Below are 681 nucleotides of genomic sequence, written 5' to 3'. Positions count from 1 at the left end.
CGGATCCGTCGCGCCCGGTCGGGGATCTGGAGATCCTCGGTGCGGGGGAGCGGTCGCGGATTCTGGAGTCGTTCAACGACACTGCGCACGAGGTGGATGCGTCGGCGACGTTGGTGTCGTTGTTCGACGCGCAGGTCGCCGCGAACCCGGACGCCGTCGCTGTCCAGGCCGACGGTGTCGCGCTGACCTATCGCGAGTTCGACGCCCGTGCCAACCTGCTGGCGCGGCAGCTGATCGCCGCCGGAGTGCGCGCGGAATCCACTGTGGCACTGGGTATGCGCCGGTCGGTGGAGCTGGTGATCGGCATGGTTGCGGTCGCGAAGGCCGGTGGTGCCTACCTGCCGGTGGATCCGGATCAGCCGGCAGAGCGGACGGACTACATTCTCGGCACCGCGGATCCGGTGTGTGTGCTGACCACGCACCGTGACGATTTCGGTGGCGGTGTCTTCGGCGTCGGCGGTGGTGGGCGGCCGGTGCTGTTCGTCGACGACGCGGTTACCACGGATCTGTCCACCGCGCCGATCACGGACGAGGAGCGGATCGTTCCGCTGCGCCCGGAGCACACGGCGTATGTGATCTTCACGTCGGGTTCGACGGGTCGTCCGAAGGGTGTGGCGGTGCCGCATCGGGCGGTGGCGAATCAGTTGGTGTGGAAGGTCGCGGCGTTCGGGTTGGGTCCGG

At 68.4% G+C, this 681-nt stretch carries 1 protein-coding gene; it reads left to right on the top strand.

All coding sequences use genetic code 11. From position 1 onward, the window contains the following. A partial coding sequence (locus M1M07_RS32370; protein WP_248676788.1) for an AMP-binding protein occupies positions 1-681 on the top strand: 681 nt, incomplete at both ends.

It is taken from the genome of Rhodococcus sp. HM1 (assembly GCF_023218075.1).
Taxonomy (GTDB): Bacteria; Actinomycetota; Actinomycetes; order Mycobacteriales; family Mycobacteriaceae; genus Rhodococcus.
This window is presented reverse-complemented; position numbering and strand designations above follow the sequence as displayed.